The organism is Blautia massiliensis (ex Liu et al. 2021), from assembly GCF_052064225.1.
Lineage (GTDB): Bacteria > Bacillota > Clostridia > Lachnospirales > Lachnospiraceae > Blautia_A > Blautia_A fusiformis.
In genome coordinates, this window is record NZ_JBQHWA010000012.1 from 38,839 (window position 1) to 53,621 (window position 14,783).

The 14,783-nt window shown below is 46.1% G+C and carries 11 protein-coding genes, 1 tRNA gene and 1 pseudogene; 1 reads left to right on the top strand and 12 read right to left on the bottom strand.

Features of this window, described 5'->3' with window-relative positions; all coding sequences use genetic code 11:
- Together ligA and ACTNDQ_RS06590 are read right to left on the bottom strand one after the other, a co-directional pair.
- Positions 1 to 1,962: an NAD-dependent DNA ligase LigA gene (gene ligA / locus ACTNDQ_RS06585; RefSeq protein ID WP_114002561.1), complete on the bottom strand. Its 1,962-nt coding sequence runs from the start codon at positions 1,960 to 1,962 to the stop codon at positions 1 to 3.
- Between the two features lie 85 nt (positions 1,963 to 2,047).
- Positions 2,048 to 2,698: pseudogene (locus tag ACTNDQ_RS06590) on the bottom strand (pseudouridine synthase); the annotation flags it as partial.
- A gap of 112 nt (positions 2,699 to 2,810) precedes the next feature.
- On the opposite strand from ACTNDQ_RS06590, the gene ACTNDQ_RS06595 reads away from it, so the two are divergent.
- On the top strand, positions 2,811 to 3,347 hold the full coding sequence (locus ACTNDQ_RS06595) for an N-acetylmuramoyl-L-alanine amidase family protein (RefSeq protein WP_279201139.1): 537 nt from the start codon (positions 2,811 to 2,813) through the stop codon (positions 3,345 to 3,347).
- Positions 3,348 to 3,412: 65 nt separating this feature from the next.
- On the opposite strand, the gene ACTNDQ_RS06600 is transcribed toward ACTNDQ_RS06595, so the two are convergent.
- The 10 genes from ACTNDQ_RS06600 to ACTNDQ_RS06645 form a co-directional block, all read right to left on the bottom strand.
- On the bottom strand, positions 3,413 to 4,333 hold the full coding sequence (locus tag ACTNDQ_RS06600; protein WP_022426066.1) for an SH3 domain-containing protein: 921 nt from the start codon (positions 4,331 to 4,333) through the stop codon (positions 3,413 to 3,415).
- Positions 4,334 to 4,390: 57 nt separating this feature from the next.
- Positions 4,391 to 4,462: transfer RNA gene (locus tag ACTNDQ_RS06605), tRNA-Arg, on the bottom strand.
- 207 nt (positions 4,463 to 4,669) lie between these two features.
- Positions 4,670 to 5,500: a hypothetical protein gene (locus ACTNDQ_RS06610; protein WP_441064241.1), complete on the bottom strand. Its 831-nt coding sequence runs from the start codon at positions 5,498 to 5,500 to the stop codon at positions 4,670 to 4,672.
- A 34-nt stretch (positions 5,501 to 5,534) separates the two neighbouring features.
- Entirely contained in the window at positions 5,535 to 6,599 is a 1,065-nt protein-coding gene (locus ACTNDQ_RS06615; RefSeq protein WP_441064243.1) for a DUF6077 domain-containing protein, read from the bottom strand.
- Position 6,600: 1 nt separating this feature from the next.
- Positions 6,601 to 8,895: a xanthine dehydrogenase family protein molybdopterin-binding subunit gene (locus tag ACTNDQ_RS06620; protein ID WP_015524718.1), complete on the bottom strand. Its 2,295-nt coding sequence runs from the start codon at positions 8,893 to 8,895 to the stop codon at positions 6,601 to 6,603.
- Complete coding sequence (locus tag ACTNDQ_RS06625) at positions 8,892 to 9,362, bottom strand: (2Fe-2S)-binding protein (RefSeq protein ID WP_015524717.1); 471 nt, start codon at positions 9,360 to 9,362, stop codon at positions 8,892 to 8,894. Before ACTNDQ_RS06625 ends, ACTNDQ_RS06620 begins: the two co-directional genes overlap by 4 nt.
- Complete coding sequence (locus ACTNDQ_RS06630) at positions 9,359 to 10,171, bottom strand: FAD binding domain-containing protein (protein WP_022426069.1); 813 nt, start codon at positions 10,169 to 10,171, stop codon at positions 9,359 to 9,361. The genes ACTNDQ_RS06625 and ACTNDQ_RS06630 overlap by 4 nt, the downstream gene beginning before the upstream one ends.
- A gap of 121 nt (positions 10,172 to 10,292) precedes the next feature.
- Positions 10,293 to 11,969 carry an alpha-glucosidase gene (locus ACTNDQ_RS06635; RefSeq protein ID WP_279201387.1) on the bottom strand — a complete coding sequence of 559 codons (1,677 nt, stop codon included), beginning with the start codon at positions 11,967 to 11,969 and terminating at the stop codon, positions 10,293 to 10,295.
- A gap of 11 nt (positions 11,970 to 11,980) precedes the next feature.
- On the bottom strand, positions 11,981 to 12,616 hold the full coding sequence (locus tag ACTNDQ_RS06640; protein WP_441064246.1) for a GNAT family N-acetyltransferase: 636 nt from the start codon (positions 12,614 to 12,616) through the stop codon (positions 11,981 to 11,983).
- Positions 12,617 to 12,636: 20 nt separating this feature from the next.
- Positions 12,637 to 14,682 carry a M28 family peptidase gene (locus ACTNDQ_RS06645; protein WP_278796161.1) on the bottom strand — a complete coding sequence of 682 codons (2,046 nt, stop codon included), beginning with the start codon at positions 14,680 to 14,682 and terminating at the stop codon, positions 12,637 to 12,639.
- Positions 14,683 to 14,783: the final 101 nt, after the last annotated feature.

Consider the following 14,783-nt stretch of genomic DNA (forward strand, 5'->3'; position numbering starts at 1 on the left):
TTACTGCACTCCGGCAAGTTTCCGAAAATCTTCTTCTGAAAGGATCGGAATCCCCAGTTCTCTTGCCTTTTTGTTTTTGGATGAATTGGACTGGATGTCGTTATTGATCAGATAATTGGTCTTTTTGGTAACTGAACCGGTAACCTTGCCTCCCAGGGATTCGATCAGCTCTTTGGCCTCACTTCGATTTCCAAAGTGCACCAGACTTCCTGTGATCACAAAATTCATTCCTTCAAAGATCTGTTCCTGTTTGGGACTGTCCTCCTGAATATGAAGAAAGTTCATCAGATGATCCAGGCGGCGATTATTATCCTCATCCCTAAAATAAGCTACCAGATTTCCGGCAATGACCGGCCCGATGGTATCAATATCACTGACCTCTTCCAGACTGGCATGACGTATCCTGTCCAAATCGTTGTCAAAATGGCGGCAGATCACCTTTGCATTAGCCAGACCGATATTTGCGATCCCAAGACTGTAGATCACCCTTGGAAGTGTAGTCTCTTTCGCCCGTTCAAGACTTTCCATAAGATTATCATAGGATTTCTGCCCAAAGCCTTCCATTTCCACAATCTCATCTTTATACCGGCTGATCTCAAAAATATCGCCAAAATCATGAATAAATCCCCTGGCAATAAATTTCTCCAGTGTTGCCTCGGAAAGTCCGTCGATATTCATGGCATCCCTGCTTGTAAAAAGCCCAAAGGATTTGATCTTCTTGGCCGGGCACCCCGGATTGACGCAGAAAAGACATTCCACATCGTTTTCTTTCTTCACTACCGTTTCCTGTCCGCAGGCCGGGCAGGTATGCGGGATCGGTGCATTACCGCTTCCGGTCAGATTTTCCGCGATCTGAGGAATGATCATATTTGCTTTGTATACACGAATGGTATCTCCAATCCCCAGCTTCAGTTCCTTCATGATACTGATGTTATGCACACTGGCCCTGCTCACTGTGGTTCCTTCCAGTTCCACCGGCTCAAAAATTGCTACCGGATTGATCAGTCCGGTCCTGGACGGGCTCCACTCAATCTCCAGAAGTCTCGTATCACGCATCTCATCGGCCCATTTAAATGCCATGGCGTTCCTTGGAAACTTGGCCGTAGTTCCCAGAGATTCTCCGTAAGCAATATCATCATACAATGCCACAAGCCCATCTGACGGAAAATCATTGGTCGTAACTGCTTCCGCAAAGTAATCCATCGCTTCATCCAGAGTTTCCGCTGTGACTTTTCGATATTCCACAACCTCAAAGCCCTGTTCATTCAGCCACCGGAACTGCACCTCCCTGGAATTCCGGAAATCCACGCCTTCCGCGCTCACTAAAGAAAAAGCATAAAACCGTACGTTTCTCTTCGCTGTAATTTCGTTATTCAGCTGACGGACAGAACCACTGCAGAGATTTCTGGGATTTTTGTATTTGGCATCTGCATCTCCGATAGTTTCGTTGATCTTTTCAAAATCCGAATAGGTAATGATGGCTTCTCCGCGAAGTACCAGTCTCCCTTTAAAAGAAATTTTCAGAGGTATGTTCTTAAATACTCTGGCATTATTGGTAATAACCTCTCCCACAATACCATTTCCTCTGGTAACTGCCTTTATAAGCTCTCCGTTTTCATAGGTAAGCACGATCGTTAAGCCATCCAGCTTCCAGGATAAAAGTGTAGGATGTTCCCCGATAAACTCTCTCAAAGCTTCTCTCTCTTTGGTCTTATCCAGAGACAGCATCGGTCTCTCATGTTCCTCCTTGGGGAGCTGCTCCACTGCCTCATATCCTACATTAACGGTTGGACTGTCTGCCAGAACGATCCCTGTTTCTTTCTCCAGTGCGCTCAGAGTGTCGTACAGGGCGTCGTACTCCACGTTGGACATGATCTCCCTGTCTTCCTGATAATAGGCCCTGGACGCTTCCCGGAGCTTTTCTCCCAGCTCTTTCATTTTTTTTATGGATGATTCGTTCATGGCTTCCTCCCGTCCTTTTTTCTGATTTTTCGGAGGAAAACATCTCCTCCAGTTCTTTTCGTTCTTCCGGCCGGATCTCACGATATTTCCCCTCTTCCAGGCCATCAATATACAGATTCATGATCCGAACACGTTTCAGTGTTACGACTTTATATCCGAAATATTCACACATACGACGGATCTGGCGGTTCAGACCCTGGGTAAGGATGATACGAAAACTGTTTTTCCCTGTTTGTGTAACCTTGCAGGGACGTGTGACCGTATCAAGGATCGGCACTCCGCCGCCCATACCACGGATAAATTCTTCTGTCACCGGTTTATTCACGGTCACCTGATATTCCTTTTCATGGTAGTTCCCCGCCTTCATGATACGGTTCACCAGATCTCCTTCATTGGTAAGGAGAAGCAGTCCTTCGGAATCTTTATCCAGCCGTCCTATAGGATAGATCCGCACCGGATAATCCAGATATTCTGTTACTGTCATCTCATTCCGCTGTTTTCTGGTGCTGCAGACAATCCCTTTTGGTTTATGAAAAAGAAGCAGGATCTTTTTTTCCTGTTTTTTTACAGGCTTTCCGTCAATACAGATCTCCGCATCCGGAAGGATCTTCATTCCTGTGGAAACCAGTTCTCCATTAGCAGTAACTCTCCCCGCTTCTGTCAGTCGGTCTGCCTCTCTTCTTGAGCAGACTCCTATATCGCTTAAATATTTATTGATTCTGATTTTTTCGTCCATTGTTCTATTATATATTTTTTCTCATGCATTCGCAACCGGTTATTTTTCTTGTATTTTCTTGCTCATTATTGTATGATAAACAGAAATATACTTAAATATCAGGAGGAAAAACATGTCAGAGCATACTCCTCGTATGAACCGGCTGCTGATCTTTGTCGCTGTTTTCCTGTGTCTGATCTGCGGTATTCTCTTTACCCAGTCATCGGCCGGTCCTTTTGAAAGCAGCAGTACTTCCGTAGTTTCCATAAATACCAGCGATATTTCGGCTATTGAACCAAGTTCAGATCGCGATCACCATACAGATGCATCGATATCTTCCGGCGCTCCCTCACCTTCCGCCACACCGTCTCCTGTTCCCACAGAGATTCCCGAAACAGAAAAGGTTTCGCCGGAGGCAGAAAACGGAGTCTGGACACCGGATGGCACCAACTGGAAATTTATGGTTGACGGAACCGCCTATACCGGATGGCTTACCGACACAGATGGTCATCGATATTATTTCAACAAGGACGGAATCATGCAGACCGGCTGGATCACCCTAGGCAAAAAACGTTATTATCTGGACGAAGACGGAATCATGCAGACCGGAACCATCACCGTAAATGGAAAAAAATACACATTGGCAGCAGACGGTTCACTCAAAAAATGATCTTTCGTTATATCAGAGCAACAAAAATGCAGGTTCTTCCGGAACCTGCATTTTATTAACCCTTATTATTCTAACAGACCACTATAGACATAACCGGTCTGTCCATCATAATCAACCTGTATCCAGTCGCCTTCCTGCCCTTTCTTTTCAACTTCCGTTCCTGCAGAAAAACCACCGATAACCTCACCCTCTGAATCTGCGGAAGCACGAACATTACAATCCTCTGTAACTGTAAGCATTGTTCCTGCATCTGCGGAAGCACTGGCATCTTCACCAAGGCCCTGAAGGAACTCTGCCAGAGAGGGATCACTCTCCTGCGCAGCTTCATAGTCCGTCTTTACCTTTGTGATAAGCTCCTGCACATCCTTCTCAGATTCCAGTTTTTTCACATAGGCACTGATATCTGCATCGTCATCAGCACCACCTTTGATCTTCAGATTGCCGTCACTGCCCGTCTCCACATAAAACTGGCTCAGTGCCGGAACCGGAGTCTCAATTCCAGTACAGATATAATTAAAGACTACATAAACGACATACGAATCGTCCGTCAGTCCCTTCTTAGCGTAAACATTCTGTACCTCATACCCATCAATATAATCCCTTGAATTAATCTGCGACTCGTCAGCCGGCGTAAATCCGTCCTCAATCGTCTTAAGTGTTGCAATGTCTTTTTCCCCAAAAGCTTTATAATAGCTCTGAATCAGCTCGGTTACTTCCGTGCTGGCTTTTTCCATGGTTGTCTCCGCATCCGTATCTGCCGCGGAACTGGCGTCTTTCTTCTCGTCTGTCTCCCCATCATTTGCCGGAGAAGAAGGATCATTTTCCTGGTTACTTTGGGCTGTTGTCTGATCTTTATTGGAATTCCCCTTCTTACCTCCAACACAGGCGCGGACGCCAAAGATCAGAACAAGCACGATCACCAGAATGGCTCCGCCTAGCATAAAATAGCGAAGGTTATCTGATAACCATTCTCTGAAATCATCCAAGTTCTTGTCCTCCTTATCATAACAACACGCCGGAACAATTCCCACTGTTCCGGGCAACACACCTGAAGGGAATCGAACCCCCGCACATGGTACCGGAAACCACTGCTCTATCCACTGAGCTACAGGTGCATAATGAAAAACATAACTTCTAAATTCAGGTATGAAATTATCAAAGTAGGTTTACACTGTTTATGATTTTAACACAAATCCATGAAATTGTAAAGATTTTTTTAAACAGTACATATTCATCACACATTTTATGGTTGCTGTTCACTCCGTTCTCCGTATCATTTTACGCACTTTGGTCATTTTTCCAGGCCAGAAGGGCGAACACATTCACCCTTCAAACCTGTATACCACATATTTTTCTGTCTGTGCAATAGGGGTACATCCTGCCTGACGGATATAGTCATGATTTGTAAGATCTACCGGAAGAACGAGATAATCGGTTTCCGTTCTTTTCAATACCTGCCGGAACTTATCGATCCCTACATCCATCTGATAACTGATCACATCCATGATCACTTTCTGGATCTGGTAGGCCTTGCTGTTTTCGTAGTTTCCTACCACAGTACTTCCTGCACGATACAGGATAAAATTACGATCCAGAACAAGGATCAGTGACGGATCATACTGTCTAGCCACCAGATTCAGCTCATTGTCAAAAACAACCTTGAGTTGTTCTTTATCGCAGTCCTGATGGATCACATCGCATACTGAGCGCAGCTCATTCGGGACTTTATAGATGTTTTCCGCCATCACATAATCTTTTGCAATGCCGGGAACAGGTGTCCCCGTAGTGACGATCACTGCCGCAAGGATCAGCGCTGTTACAGCCTTCAGCCATCGAAACCTTACCGCTTCCACGATCCGTACAGCATAATAGGCAGCACCCGGGATCACCGGAAGGATCCAGATAAAACGATAATATTCATTTTCAAAATGTACCTTTGGTATCACATATTTTACAAGAACCGGATTATATACCGTAAGTGCCAGAAAGACCAGATAATACAGAAACACTCTGGATTCTTTTCTCCTGCGGTAAAAACTATCCCAGAGTATACCTGCCAGAAAAAATACAGGCAGCATACAGCCACTCCAGTAATTTTCCATACAGATCTGCACAAAACGCAGTCCCAGTTCTTCGATCGTTACTCCCGCCATTTTCTTCTCCTATCCATAGTATCTTCCCAGTTTCCTATGATGCCGGAAATGCGATCCATCCAAGCTTCGCCGAAAAATAAACCAGGGCATACAAAAATCCCGGCAGCATACAAAGCGCATAGGGAATCGCGTAGGAAAGCTTTTTCTTCAGCACCATCACCGGAAGGATCGCCGTACTGACTACTGCAGGATAAATAAGGGAGGATCCTGAAAACGTCAACGCACTGACTGCAGCAATGAAAAGCAGCACCCAGCTCTCTTTATTTCTGCCATCTTTGTTGAGCCAGAGCCGTATACTTACCAGAAGCGCTGCCGGAATGGAAATATTTGCCAGCAGGGCCTTCCCTTCATAAATCCGCATAAACGCAAAGGTTCCTGTTGTATAGATAGAAAAAGAAAACAATTGCATCAGACACACAAAAAGAACCATCAGGTCTGCTTTTTTTTCATCTCCACGAAAAAAGCTTTTTCCGATCTGGTAGATCAGAAGATTGATCATCAGCATGTTGATCACAGACATCACGACCTTGGACTGAACGATCGGGTGGATGCCCAGAAGGACACACCACACCGCATTGTTCATCGGATATGCAGAAAGATCATAGCGGAGATTAAAATTTCTCTGGATAACACCGGTAAGCGGACTGTATCGGGCAAGAGTGTCTGTATACACAGAAGTGCTTACTGCACCAATATAATGTGTTGCATCTGCAGTAACGTCCTGATATGCAGCCACCAGAAAACACTGCAGGATCACTGCCGCAGCGGTCAAAAGCAGCAGCAGTGAATGCTTCCGAAATGTTTCTCCTATCCGGTTCAGCTGTCCTTTCCAAAGTTTATGCGCAAACAGACATGCTGCCAGTACACAAGTTGCCATGATCACCATCCACAGATACGAAAAGGTACTCAGTTTTACCCATTTCAGTGTCATAGGAACTGCAAGTATCTCAAAAACCGCAAAATACAGAAGATATCCCAAGACCAGTTCCATGGTTACTTCCGCCTTCATTTTCAGTATCCGTGTCAGCAGACTTCCTGCACAGAAAAATACCAGCAGCTCCAGGATCAGTCCGGCAATTGCCAGTATCAGCTCCTGCATTTCACACCTTCTCTCCGGCTTCTCTGGCAAGGATTCCCATTGCAACCTTCTCCGGAGTGATCGGGAGCTCTCTGACACGTACACCTGTTGCATTATAAACCGCATTGGCAATAGCCGGACAAGGTGTATCGATCACAAGCTCACCAATGGATTTTGCGCCGAAAGGACCTGTCTTCTCGTAGCTGCTCTCAAACTCGATCCGCACCTTCGGAATATCCATACGGTTGGGGATCTTATACTGCATAAAAGAATTGTTACGGATCTTTCCCTTATCTGTATACTGTACATCCTCATACAGAACCATTCCGATTCCCTGACCGATACCGCCTTCTGCCTGCACTCTGGCAAGATTTGGATTGATCGGAGTTCCACAGTCAATCACGCCCACATAATCAATGACATCGATCTGTCCGGTCTCTTTATCGACCTCCACTTCAGCGGCACCTACCATAAACGGTGGCGGAGAGATCGGAGAAGAATATTCTTTTACAACCTGAAGCTCACTGCAGACTCCACAGGTCGCTTTTCCTGCGATCTGCTGCAGCGTTACCTCTTTTCCGTCTTCTGTGCGGACTTTTTCTCCGTCAAAATCAGAATCCTCTGCAGATACTCCAAGCATCTGTGCGCCAAAAGCGTGGATTCTCTTTCTGAGTTCTCCGCAGGCCTGGATCACGGCATTTCCGGTTGCATAGGTTGTGGAAGATGCATAAGAACCGGAATCATAGGGAGAAATATCTGTATCCACACTGAATACCACGATATTTTTCATATCTGTATCCAGACAGTCTGCTGCCATCTGAGCAAGAATGGTATCACAGCCGGTTCCCATATCAGAACATCCAAGTGCCAGGGTATAGGAACCATCCTCATTTAATTTAATGTCTGCTCCGCCGACATCGATCCCTGCAATAGATGAGCCCTGCATGGCCATAGCGATACCGACACCCCGTACTTTGCCGTTACCCATATCACGGAACGGATATTTCTCATCCCATCCGATCATTTCCTTTGCACGGGCGAGGCATTTATCCATGGTACAGCTGCCGTTGATCGGTACATCCGGATATCCCGGAAGTGCCTCTCCCTCCATAGGCATGTTCAGCTCGCGGAATTTTACCGGATCCATCCCCATCTTATGAGCCAGCTCATCTGCTGCGGACTCCACAGCAAAAATACCCTGTGTGGCACCATAGCCACGATAAGCGCCAGCTGCCTGCATATTGGTGTAAACAACATCATAGGCAAAACGGTAGGCTTCCGTATGACGATACAGCGCAATGGATTTATGGCCTGAAAGTCCTACGGTTGTAGGCCCATGCTCTCCATAGGCACCGGTGTTGGAAAGAGTATAAAGATCGATTGCCTTTACAATACCGTTTTCATCTGCACCCATACGGATATGGACTTCCATCTCATGACGCGGAGAAGACGCGATCATGGATTCCTTTCTGGAAAAAACGATCTTGGACGGACGCCCGGTAACCCATGTTACCAGTGCCGGGAAAACCTCACTGACAGAAGACTGTTTTGCACCAAAGCCCCCGCCGATACGAGGCTTGATCACACGAACTTTGGAAGACGGAATGTTCAGCGCATTTCCTACGATCCTTCGGATATGGAACGGGATCTGGGTGGAAGAAACCACCGTCAGTCTCTGAAAATGGTCCATATAACAGTAGGTACGGAAGGTCTCCATCATGGTCTGCTGATTTGCCTTTGTATGGTAAACCTGGTCTACTGTATACGCACATTTTTCCAGCATGGCATCCACATCACCCACTTCTTCTACATTGGAGGAACAGAGATTACGCTTATTATCTCCGCCGGCCGGGATCGGCATATACCAGTCATCCTCCGGGTGCACCAGAATGGGATTATCCTTGGCTGTGTGGATATCCAGAACCGCTTCCTCCACACGATATTTTACCTTAATGCGTTTCAAGGCTTTATCTACTGCCTCTTCTGTCTCACCGGCTACGATGGCAACCGGATCCCCTACAAAACGCACATGTTTATCTATGATATAACGATCCCATGGACTGATCTCAGGCGCTGTCTGCCCGGCCAGAGTAAATCTTTTGTGGGAAACATCCTCATAGGTCAGAACACAGGCAATCCCCTCGATTTTCTTTGCAGCATCTGTCTTGATCTCTTCCACCCAGGCATTGGCATGAGGACTTCTTAAGATCTTGACGATCAGGCAGTCAGAAGGTGCAAGATCATCGGTATAGACCGGTTTTCCGGTTACCAGAGACATTGCATCTGTTTTTGGCACCGGCTTGTTTACGTATTTCATTTTCCTTCCTCCTGTCCTTTTTTATAGTCGAGAAATTTCAGGATACTTCTGGTCTGTCCCACAAATCCCGAGCAACGGCACAGATTTCCGGAAAGATACTCCAGGATATCCTCTTCTGTGGGATCTTCCAGTTCCTTTAACATGGCAAATACATTCATGATAAATCCCGGATTGCAGAAGCCGCACTGCTCTGCTCCCTCATTTGCCATAAAAGCGCCGAATTCCTTTGCTTCCTCCTGCATTCCCTCCAGAGTCACGATCCGTTTCCCGTCTGCGCGGGCAGCCAGCATGGAGCAGGACAGTACCGGACGTTCATCCATCAGCACAGTACAGAGACCACAGTTTGCAGTCTCACAGCCACGTTTTACGCTGTAACAGCTGTTTTTCCGCAGGAAATCCAGAAGCAGTTCATCCGGACGTACCTCTGCCTGCCGTTTTACACCATTCAGCCAGAAAGTGATATTCATTCTGCTCTCCCTCCGATCTCTTCCCAGGCTCTTCTTGTAAGGACTTTCACAAGAAGACTTCTGTATTCTTTTGAAGCACGCATGTTCTTGTCTGTAGAAACATGTTCCGCCGCATATGCGGCAAAAGATGCTGCTGCATCCTTTTTCTGCTGTGCATTCATCTGTACAAAATCTTTTAAGATTTCCTCTTCATCTTCCACAATCATTGCTTTTCCGGGTCTGGCCCCAATGACAGTTCTTGCTTTTCCATCAATAAGAGCGGCCGCACAGGTGAGCACAGGAAAATCTGTGGAATTGTTCCGCTGACTTAAGTACACACTGTTCAGCGGCTGTTTTTTTACAATGATATTTACCAGGATATCGTTATCCTTTTCCATGGATGCAAACTGTGCCAGCGGAATGGTTCCGCCATTGTACAGCTCCACCCAGGTATCCAGTGCCAGAAACATGGTCAGTACATCGGAAAATCCGAATCTTCCGAAAATACTTCCGCCCACTGTGGCACAGTTTCGAAACTGCACACCCACAATGTGCCGTACACTTTCACGGATAGCACTGTTTGTATAGGCATTCAGCTCTTTGTGGGTTTCCAGCGCATGAAGTGGTGTCATGCAGCCGATCACAAATGCTTCTTCTGTTTCTGTAATAGTATCCAGCCCAAGACCTGACAGGTCAATGGCTGTCATGATGTTCCGGTTTCCCATTTTCAGCCAGACCATACCGCCCAGCACACAGGCTGTTCTTTTCTGGTTCAGTTCATATGCCTGTTCAAGGCTTTCTGCCTTTACGTAATTCTTTATCTTCAGCATACTTTATTCCCTTCTGAATTCTCATTCTCTTTCTTTACGGCTGTTTTTTCAGCCGAACATTTATTTTAACAGACTGTCAGCTAAATAGCTATTGTTTTTTCTCTTCTGTTCTGACACCTCATTAGACAGCGGTCTCCAGAACGATAAACTGATACGGTTTCAAAATGATCTCTTTTTCTGTGATCTCCACAGCTTTCTGATTATTCAGAAGCACCTCTTTTACTTCTCCCGGCAAAGATACCTTCTGTGACTGTGCCTGCATATTTCCCAGGATCAGAAGATTTTTCTCACCGTTTCTTGTATATGCGATCAGATTCTTCTGTTCTTCCTGATATGGAGCGAATGTTCCGTATACAAGCGTTTCTTTATATTCCGGAGCTTTTCTCAATGCAGTCAGCTTTTTGTAGAAAGAAAGGAGGGAGTTACTATCCGTTAATTGAGACTCTATATTGATCTCCTTATAATTCGGATTAACCCCAAGCCACGGCTCTCCTTCTGAAAATCCCGCATTTTTCTCTGCGCTCCACTGTACCGGAGTTCTGGCATTGTCTCTGGAAAATGCGGAAGCAGCATCAAGCGCTTCTTTTTCACTGCATCCGGCACGGAGCGCTACCTGGTATTCATCGATGGTACTGATGTCATCGATCTGATCTATAGAAGTAAACTCCATATTTTCCATACCGATCTCCTGCCCCTGATAAATAAACGGAATTCCCTTCAGCAGGAAATAAACACCTGCCAGGAGCTTCCTTGAATCCGGGCAGCGGTCTTCCGGAGAAATATAGTGACAGACACCTCTTGGCTCATCATGATTCTCAATAATGTTGGAGATCATGCCGGTATCCCCGATCTTTTTCTGCGTATGGAAAATACACTTCTTGTACTCTTCCGGAGTCAGGTACGGTTTGGATGCATACCAGCCATCCTCGCTCTTTCCGTAACAGGTTTCCTCAAAATCAAACATGGATGAAAAATATCCGTTTTCTCCGATAAAATCTTTGATCTCATCTTCCTTTTCATTGAAGACCTCTCCTACAGTAAAAGCATCATAGGGATGAAAGCACTTCTCAGCCATCTCTCCCAGAAATTCTCCAATCCCTTCTGCCTCCTCCAGCATCCTCTCGATGCTGCAGAGCCCATCTGCACGATCGGCAGGATAATCGGAAAACGGAAGCTTCTTCTTGATATTGATAATGGCATCAATACGAAATCCGCCAAGCCCTTTTTCCATCCACCAGCGGATGTTTTTGTAGACTTCCTCTCTTACTTCAGGATTCTCCCAGTTGAGATCCGGCTGCTTCTTGTGGAATACATGGAGATACTGTTTATCCGGATGTCCCGGAAGCTCTTCCCATACCGGACCACCGAAATAGCTTCTCCAGTTGCAGGGAGCTTTGTCATCCTTTTTGTCCCGGATATAAAAGAAATTTCCATACTTTCCGTCCGGATCCTTAATGGCCTGCTGAAACCACTCATGCTCATCGGAGCAGTGATTTACCACCAGATCCATAAGGATGTACATTTCTCTTTTTTTTGCTTCTGCGATCAGACGATCCATATCCTCCATGGTCCCAAACCTCGGATCAACCGCATAATAATCTGCAATGTCATATCCCTGGTCTGCAAGGGGAGATTTATAGATTGGGGAAAGCCAGAGGATATCTGCTCCCAGTTCCTTAAGATAATCAAGCTTGCTGATGATTCCCGGGATGTCTCCGATCCCGTCTCCGTTGGAATCATAAAAGCTCTTGGGGTATATCTGATATACCACCTTGTCATGCCACCATTTTCGTTGCATCGTAATTCCTCCTATGCCTGTTTGATCATGCAGTACTGCTTCAGATCAAATCCTTTTTTCTGTACAATGCCGTATAATTTAAATCCGAATTTCTCATACATGGAAACATTTGCCGGATTATGGGTTTCCAGAGAAATCATCAGCTTATGCCTGTCCGCATAATCGATCACCTCATCCATCAGCTTTTCAGCAAGACCGTGATGCTGCATCTTCGGCGCCACTGCCAGATAGATCACATGAAGTCTTTCTGCTGTATGAAGCTGGGAAGTCCAGCTGGAATTCAGATAGTCTTTTCCCTGGATGAATTTCCGCAGGGTCGCAAGACTTGGATCCTCTTTGATCAGATAGCCATCTGTTTTCAGAAGGGCAAAAAAATCCACCATCAGATTATGTAAGGCTGCTTCATGCTCCGTTCCGTCGGATACTACCAGGATGCTGTTCAACTCACTGCTGTCTGCATAGATCTCGCAGGTCTCAAAAAACTCCGTAAGATCACAGGTAAAAAGCTCCGGCATCAGCCGTTTTCTGGTATCCCTGTCCGGGATCAGTGCATGATACAGAGGATCCTCCGAAAAACATACGGTCAATATCCGGATCAGCTTATCCAGATCTTCTTCTTTCACTCGGTATAAATTATGGCTTTCCATTCTTTCCTCCAGGTATGGTTTTATTCTGTTCCTTTTTCAAACATATCACTGACCTCGCAGATCAGATTCCTGAGCTTTTCCGCTGCACGGATCAGATATTCAATATCATCCGCATAATAACGCTTCTGTCTTTCCCAGGCTTCCTTGAGGCTCTGCTTTTCTGCCTCCAGGCTGTCACCCGGCTTCTTTTCCTTCAGGCTTTCCACAAGATCATAAAGGTTCTCATGGTGGATGATCCTGCCCTTTCCCCACATCAGGCGATCCGGGGACTGCTTCAAAATATATTCTGTAAAATGATAAAAGACTTCCCGCTCAAACTGAAAGGCATAACAGTTGTTGTCAATACTGTAAAAAGCCTCCAGCGCAGGTGCGATCTCTCCTTTTTCCAGATATCCCATCGCTTTCTTCAGTGCATAAAGATTGTTCTGCACTGCCTGCTGCGGAAAGATCACATTGTCATCCCAGTCCAGACGTACCAGATAATCCTGGGATTTCCGGAATACACCGAGAAGCTTTTCGGTAATGGCATCAGCTTTTTTCCAGTCACGTTTTTCTTCCGGAAGGCTGTTGAAGCGCCGTACCTGCTCTGCAAGGATGGCAGCCGCTTTTTTTGCCTCTTCTGTTTTTTTCAGAAGGAGTGTACTGTCGGCGCCGGTCTGCATACACAGATCCGTATCCAGGGTCTTAATACTTTGGTCCAGTACCCGCCCGAAATCCATTGGCGGCAGAGCAAGGCTGTCAATAGCCAGAAGAAGTTTCAGATAAAATTCATGATGGAATCTGTATACCTCTTCCTCATAAACATCCTGGTTATCGTATTGGGAATGATAATAATTTTCCATAAAGGGACCACCGCTGAAATCATTGACCATGGACGGGATCCCGGAAATAGCCATGGTAAAATCATCAGACCAGGTTTCAATGGGATACAACGTGGTCATGCCCTCCGGATAAATCCCCTCCGGCATCTGCACAGCATCCACGAAGCTGCGCACAAAATCCGCATACTCATAGGTACATCGTACTGCATCTCTGGTACTGTGTGCATGAGCCGGAAGCTCAAAATTCAGATCTGCGATCACGTGCCCCTGCCACTCCGGTCTCGCCTCAAATACCTGGCGGTAAGCACCTGTGGACCAGTCATATTTTGTGTCGGAAATCCCCCATTCTTCTGCTGCAAGAGCACATACCACAATAGTATGGCGAGGTTTATAGCCACCACGGAGCAGCGCCCTGGCAATTCCAATGATCATGGCCACTGCCGCATTATCGTCCTGAAATCCCTCAAAATAGGAATCATAGTGAGCACTTAACAGGATCATGGAATCCGAATCAGTTCCCGGGATTTTGCCAACGATATTGTAGGTATACTGGTCTTTGATCACCTCTGTATCCGCATCAAATTCCACGGAAAGCTCCGGAACACGATTCCCATTCTCATTTTTTTCCTCCATCAGCTGACGGATCATAAGAAAATCTGCCCGTGACATGGAAAATGCAGGCGCACAGGAAGGTCCTGCGATATCCTGTGCATTCAAAGCCGTATCATCGATCTGTGCGTATCCTCTGCTCTGTACGGCGATCAGAGCTGCTGCACCCTTCAGGTGTGCCTGATACACCGGGTAGTTGATCCACCATTCTTCTCTCTGATTGATCTCGATAAGAACCAGCTTTCCTTTCACATCGATATCCTTATATTCGTCAGCTGTACCCTTTCCAAGATATACAAGATCAAACCTCTGAAAGCCATTGGTCTTAAAATCTGTCTGATATGCGCCAAGCTGGATCTCCCGGCAGGTTCCCTCTCTGTCATGGCAGCGCATCACAGCTTTTTTAAATTCCCATGCATCCACACGGATCTTATCTTTTTCTACCTGTGTGAGACCGGCTTTTTTCATTTCTTCCAAAAGCATATCTCCGGTTTTTCGCTCTGCCAGGGAGCCTGCTGTACGGTATCCCAGAACCGGATTTGTTTTTTCCTGTTCCATGCGCCTGGCCAGATCATAAGATTCTTTTATATTCAGGCATGAAACACATTTCTCCACGATGTTCAAATTTACTGTCATCCCTTTCTCGGCAGTTCCCTGCCGGCAGTTCCGTCCTCCCGGCAGAGATATTCCTCTAACCGTTATAGATTATACCTTATCAATGTGCGGATTTCCAGATA

Excerpts from the sequence above, each read along its gene's own strand:
- ACTNDQ_RS06615 (WP_441064243.1), bottom strand. The coding sequence starts at position 6,599 with ATGCAGGAGCTGATACTGGCAATTGCCGGACTGATCCTGGAGCTGCTG.
- ACTNDQ_RS06620 (WP_015524718.1), bottom strand. The coding sequence starts at position 8,895 with ATGAAATACGTAAACAAGCCGGTGCCAAAAACAGATGCAATGTCTCTG.
- ACTNDQ_RS06610 (WP_441064241.1), bottom strand. The coding sequence starts at position 5,500 with ATGGCGGGAGTAACGATCGAAGAACTGGGACTGCGTTTTGTGCAGATC.
- ACTNDQ_RS06640 (WP_441064246.1), bottom strand. The coding sequence starts at position 12,616 with ATGGAAAGCCATAATTTATACCGAGTGAAAGAAGAAGATCTGGATAAG.
- ACTNDQ_RS06635 (WP_279201387.1), bottom strand. The coding sequence starts at position 11,969 with ATGCAACGAAAATGGTGGCATGACAAGGTGGTATATCAGATATACCCC.
- ACTNDQ_RS06645 (WP_278796161.1), bottom strand. The coding sequence starts at position 14,682 with ATGACAGTAAATTTGAACATCGTGGAGAAATGTGTTTCATGCCTGAAT.
- ligA (WP_114002561.1), bottom strand. The coding sequence starts at position 1,962 with ATGAACGAATCATCCATAAAAAAAATGAAAGAGCTGGGAGAAAAGCTC.
- ACTNDQ_RS06630 (WP_022426069.1), bottom strand. The coding sequence starts at position 10,171 with ATGCTGAAGATAAAGAATTACGTAAAGGCAGAAAGCCTTGAACAGGCA.
- ACTNDQ_RS06595 (WP_279201139.1), top strand. The coding sequence starts at position 2,811 with ATGTCAGAGCATACTCCTCGTATGAACCGGCTGCTGATCTTTGTCGCT.
- ACTNDQ_RS06625 (WP_015524717.1), bottom strand. The coding sequence starts at position 9,362 with ATGAATATCACTTTCTGGCTGAATGGTGTAAAACGGCAGGCAGAGGTA.